The organism is Pseudomonas sp. NPDC087598 (assembly GCF_044743525.1).
In the GTDB taxonomy this organism is placed as follows: domain Bacteria; phylum Pseudomonadota; class Gammaproteobacteria; order Pseudomonadales; family Pseudomonadaceae; genus Aquipseudomonas.
In genome coordinates this window covers 1-5,650 of record NZ_JBIUWQ010000106.1, presented here as the reverse complement: position 1 = coordinate 5,650, position 5,650 = coordinate 1, and the positions used below count along the sequence as shown (strand labels likewise).

The following is a 5,650-nucleotide window of genomic DNA, read 5'->3' as shown; positions in this document are numbered from 1 at the left end:
CCCGATCGACTTCGAAAACTCCGAAGGCAACCTGGGTATCGCCAACGCCCTGTTCCAGCACCTGGCGAGCAAACTGCCGATCTCCCGCTGGCAGCGCGACCTGACCGACTCCACCGTACTGCGCAACCTCGGCGTCGGCTTCGCCCACAGCGTGATTGCCTACGAAGCCAGCCTCAAAGGCATCAGCAAACTGGAGCTCAACGAGCAGAAGATTGCCGCTGACCTCGACGCTTGCTGGGAAGTATTGGCTGAGCCTATCCAGACCGTGATGCGTCGTTACAACATCGAAAACCCGTACGAGAAGCTCAAAGAACTGACCCGCGGCAAGGGCATCAGCCCTGAAGCGTTGCAGACTTTCATCGACGGCCTGGACATGCCAGCCGCAGCGAAAGCAGAGCTCAAGCAACTGACCCCGGCCAACTACATCGGCAACGCTGTAGCACAAGCCAAACGCATCTGATCGACCGCTTGACCCGTTTGAGACGCCCGGCCGCGCCGGGCGTTTTTATTCCCGTCTGAAAAGTGCTTTTTTTCAATAGGTTACATATGAATTCCGATATTCCTCTTCAACTTCTGGGCGGTCTCACGGCGCGCGAATTCCTGCGCGACTACTGGCAGAAAAAGCCACTGCTGATCCGTCAGGCGATTCCTGACTTCGAAAGCCCGATCGACGCCGACGAACTGGCCGGCCTGGCCCTGGAAGAAGAAGTCGAATCGCGCCTGGTGATCGAGCACGGCGAGCGCCCTTGGGAACTGCGTCGCGGCCCGTTCGCTGAAGACGAATTCAGCAAATTGCCGGAAAAAGAGTGGACCCTGCTGGTTCAAGCCGTTGACCAGTTCGTCCCGGAAGTCAGCGAGCTGCTGGAAAACTTCCGCTTCCTGCCGAGCTGGCGCGTCGATGACGTGATGATCAGCTTCGCCGCCCCGGGTGGCAGCGTCGGTCCGCACTTCGACAACTACGACGTGTTCCTGCTGCAAGGTCACGGCAAGCGCAACTGGAAAATCGGCCAGATGTGCGACTCCGAGAGCCCGCTGCTGCAACACGCGGACTTGCGCATCCTCGCTGAATTCCACGAGACCGAAGAGTGGGTGCTGGAACCGGGCGACATGCTCTACCTGCCGCCGCGTCTGGCCCACTGCGGTGTCGCGGTCGACAACTGCATGACCTATTCGGTTGGCTTCCGCGCACCGAGCGCCTCTGAAGTGCTGACCCACTTCACTGACTTCCTCAGCCAGTTCCTGACTGACGAAGAGCGCTACACCGATGCCGACGCGCAGCCAGCAGCCGATCCGCACCAGATTCAACATGACGCGCTGGATCGCCTGAAGAGCCTGCTCGCCGAACACATGAGCGACGAACGCCTGTTGCTGACCTGGTTCGGCCAATACATGACCGAGCCGCGCTACCCGGAACTGGTAGTCGGTCCGGAAGAAGTCGAGGAAGAAGACTTCCTCAGCGCCCTGCAGGATGGCGCGATACTGATCCGCAACCCAAGCGCGCGTCTGGCCTGGTCGGAAGTCGACGACGATCTGCTGCTGTTCGCCAGCGGTCAGAGCCGTTATCTGCCGGGCAAACTGCGCGAATTGCTGAAGCTGATCTGTGCCGCCGATGCCCTGCACACCGAAAACCTCGGTGAATGGCTGAACGATGAAGACGGTCGTGGCCTGCTGTGCGAACTGGTCAAGCAAGGCAGCCTGGGGTTCGCCGATGAATAAGATTCGCGTACGTGTCGCAGACTGGCAAAAGGACAACGCCGAGATCCGGCGCATTCGTGAAACGGTGTTCATCGCCGAACAATCGGTACCCCCTGAGCTGGAATGGGACGCGGATGACGCGACTGCGGTGCATTTTCTGGCGTTCGAAGGCGACTTTCCGATTGGCACTGCGCGCCTGTTGCCCGACGGGCACATCGGCCGGGTTTCGGTGCTGAAAGACTGGCGCGGGATGAAGGTCGGTGATGCGCTGATGCAAGCGGTGATTGCCGAAGCGGAAGCGCGCGGCTTGAAAGAGCAAATGCTCAGCGCGCAGGTGCAGGCCACGGCGTTCTATGAGCGCCTGGGCTTCAGCCTGGTCAGCGAGGAATTCCTCGAAGCCGGGATTCCGCATGTCGACATGGTTCGCCATTCAGCCTGATTGGCAGAGGTCCTCTGATCTCTGGCGATTCTGTGGCCCATGAAACCCTGTGGCGAGGGAGCTTGCTCCCGCTGGGGCGCGAAGCGGCCCTCGCTCTTCGCCAGGAAAAGCGGGGCCTGCTGCGCAGCCCAGCGGGAGCAAGCTCCCTCGCCACAAAAAGCGGTATGTGAACACCCTCAAAACGCCCCGCCATTTTCGGATGCCGGGGCGTTTTGCTGTCTACGATTCAACTTGCCCCACCCCGGGCCGACAAACTGGCAATATCAAGCCTTTCGAAAGCGGAGATAACGGACATGTCCCTACGCACCCTGCTCACCACCCTGCTGCTCGGTTGCAGTTTTTCGGTGATGGCAGCCACAGAAATCGTGCCTCTCAATTACCGTACCAGCACCGACATGCTGCCGATGGCGCAAGACTTTCTCGGCAAGGACGGTCAGGTCAGCGCCTATGGCAATCAACTGATCATCAAGGCCGAACCGGACAAGATTCAAGAACTCAAGGCACTGATCACCCAGCTCGACACCGCACCGAAACGCCTGCTGATCACGGTCGACACCAACGAAAACAACGGTCGTGGCGACGAAGGTTATTCAGTCAACGGCGCGCAGACGCGCATCATCAGCCGCAGTACCGCCAGCCGCGACGGCGGCGTGCAGCAAGTGCAAGCGACTGACGGCATGCCGGCGCTGATCCAGGTCGGCCAGAGCGTGCCAATCACCAGCAGCCAGAGCAATTCCTACGGCGATTACAGCAGCCAGACCCAATACCGCAACGTCACCCAGGGTTTCTATGTCACCGCCAGCGTCACCGGCGACATCGTTCATCTGGCGATCAGTACCAACCGTGACCGCATGAGCCAGGAACGTCCCGATGTAGTGAACGTGCAAAGCACCGACACAACAGTCAGCGGACGCCTGGGTGAATGGATCACACTGGCCGGCGTGAATCGCCAGACTCAGGCTGACAAACAGGGCCTGGCCCGCAGCTACTCGACTCAAGGCCGGGATGACATGACCTTGCGGGTCAAAGTCGATGCCTTGGACTAAAGCACCGAAAACTGACTGATTAGTCGTATTAGACGAAAGATGTAGTGCTTGAAAAAAAGCACTACAAAACGTTTGACGAGGCAAAAAAGCGAAGGCATGATGGCCTCGCTCCCGCTAATCAGAGGCCCTGGCAAGGGCCTTCGAAGCGATGTTCGCACCTACCCCCGCGAACCGTTTCGTGTCTGTACCGCCCACAAGGTGTGTTTGACGAGGTTGCCGACTGGAACGAAGTTGTCCCGAGGGACGGAAGCGTAATTAGGTAACCCGGCATCACACTGTAGTTCGTATAAAGGCCCACGACGCCCGAATGCGCCCGCCAGTTTCGCCTTTACCTGCTCACTTCCCCTCGAGCCCATCGTTCATCCCGTCGCCTCCCCCGCCGAACCCGACCTGACCACCTAAGCTTCTGGTCAGCGAGCGCAGGAATTTTCCACCGCAGAACAACTTTTCATAAAGACGCGACGAGGTTTATCTCCATGGCACTGACACGCGAACAGCAAATTGCAGCCCTTGAAAAAGACTGGGCTGAAAACCCGCGCTGGAAAGGCGTGACTCGCACTTATTCCGCTGCTGACGTCGTCCGTCTGCGTGGCTCGGTTCAGCCTGAGCACACTTTTGCAAGAATGGGCGCCGAGAAGCTGTGGAACCTGGTCACCCAGGGTGCCAAGCCATCCTTCCGTCCAGAGAAAGATTTCGTCAACTGCATGGGCGCCCTGACCGGCGGCCAGGCTGTTCAGCAGGTCAAGGCCGGTATCCAGGCAATCTACCTGTCGGGCTGGCAGGTTGCTGCGGACAACAACTCCGCAGAATCGATGTACCCGGACCAGTCGCTGTACCCGGTGGATTCGGTTCCAACCGTGGTCAAGCGCATCAACAACTCGTTCCGTCGTGCTGACCAGATCCAGTGGAAAGCCGGCAAAAACCCGGGCGACGACGGCTACATCGACTACTTCGCACCGATCGTGGCTGACGCTGAAGCCGGTTTCGGCGGCGTGCTGAACGCCTACGAGCTGATGAAGAGCATGATCGAAGCAGGCGCCGCCGGCGTTCACTTCGAAGACCAACTGGCTTCCGTGAAAAAATGCGGTCACATGGGCGGCAAGGTACTGGTGCCTACTCAGGAAGCCGTACAGAAGCTGACCGCTGCACGTCTGGCTGCTGACGTTGCCGGTACGCCGACCATCATTCTGGCTCGTACCGACGCCAACGCCGCTGACCTGCTGACTTCCGATTGCGACCCGTACGACCAGCCGTTCGTGACTGGCGAACGTACTCAGGAAGGTTTCTACAAGGTTCGTGCAGGTCTGGATCAAGCGATCGCTCGTGGCCTGGCTTACGCTCCTTACGCCGACCTGATCTGGTGCGAAACCGCCAAGCCGGATCTGGACGAGGCTCGTCGCTTCGCTGAAGCGATCAAGAAGGAATACCCGGACCAACTGCTGTCGTACAACTGCTCGCCTTCCTTCAACTGGAAGAAAAACCTGGACGACGCGACCATCGCCAAGTTCCAGCGCGAACTGTCCGCCATGGGTTACAAGCACCAGTTCATCACCCTGGCCGGCATTCACAACATGTGGCCCAGCATGTTCAACCTGGCGCACGTCTACGCCCGCAACGACATGACTGCCTACGTGAAGCTGCAAGAGCAGGAATTCGCTGACGCCGCCAAGGGTTACACCTTCGTGGCTCACCAGCAAGAAGTGGGCACCGGCTACTTCGACGACATGACCACCGTGATCCAGGGTGGCTCGTCTTCGGTAACCGCACTGACCGGTTCGACTGAAGAAGAACAGTTCCACTGATTCTGCTTCGCCTGAGCAAACGGCCTCTGCGGATCGTATAGAAAGCTAACCGCAGAGCCGAAAAACTGACGCCCCGAATGGTTCGGGGCGTTTTTTTGCCTGTAGGAATCTCAAAGACACAACAAATCCCTTGTGGGAGCGAGCCTGCTCGCGAAGCCTTTCTGTCAGCTTGCAAATGCGCTGACTGATCCACCGCTTTCGCGAGCAGGCTCGCTCCCACAGGAAAAGCGTCGGCGGCGAGACAAAACATTGATCCAGAGCGGTATCGGCGTCAGAAAAATCGGGTAAAACGGGCGCCGTCGCTACTTGCAGTAATGTGCAAGTAAGACAACTTCCCAACTGCCAACCCGTTAAACAGTTACAAAACCACTCCAAACGATATTAATTATCATTTAGCCGCAACTATGTTCGTTACGTTTCCTACAAAACATAATTCACGTAAACCCGGCTAATGCCCGCTACGCATGGGCTGCAGGGCATCGGAGGTGCGCTATGTCCTTATTCCAATAAATAATTTCGCTATAGGAATTTTACTTGCAGGGTGTTTAGCCATAAAATCAGCGCGATTGATTGCTGCGACATATCGTCACTGCCTTATTTCTTTATCAAGCTCCGAGACCTTTGCTCTCGGTTAAGGTTTTCCAGCATGCCCGAAGCGACAGGACTCA

4 protein-coding genes and 1 pseudogene are annotated in these 5,650 nt (G+C 58.0%); all 5 read left to right on the top strand.

Features of this window, described 5'->3' with window-relative positions; all coding sequences use genetic code 11:
• A pseudogene (locus ACIOWE_RS29230) lies at positions 1–460 on the top strand (adenylosuccinate lyase); the annotation flags it as partial.
• An 86-nt stretch (positions 461–546) separates the two neighbouring features.
• The gene (locus tag ACIOWE_RS29225) at positions 547–1,716 is read left to right on the top strand and encodes a JmjC domain-containing protein (RefSeq protein WP_401398404.1); all 1,170 of its coding nucleotides are present in this window, start codon (positions 547–549) and stop codon (positions 1,714–1,716) included.
• Positions 1,709–2,134, top strand: coding sequence for a GNAT family N-acetyltransferase (locus tag ACIOWE_RS29220; protein WP_007964849.1), 426 nt, complete (start codon positions 1,709–1,711; stop codon positions 2,132–2,134). Before ACIOWE_RS29225 ends, ACIOWE_RS29220 begins: the two co-directional genes overlap by 8 nt.
• A gap of 293 nt (positions 2,135–2,427) precedes the next feature.
• Entirely contained in the window at positions 2,428–3,180 is a 753-nt protein-coding gene (locus ACIOWE_RS29215; protein WP_201237673.1) for a secretin N-terminal domain-containing protein, read from the top strand.
• A gap of 476 nt (positions 3,181–3,656) precedes the next feature.
• Positions 3,657–4,982, top strand: a complete 1,326-nt coding sequence (aceA, locus tag ACIOWE_RS29210; protein ID WP_401398401.1) for an isocitrate lyase — start codon at positions 3,657–3,659, stop codon at positions 4,980–4,982.
• Positions 4,983–5,650 lie beyond the last annotated feature (668 nt).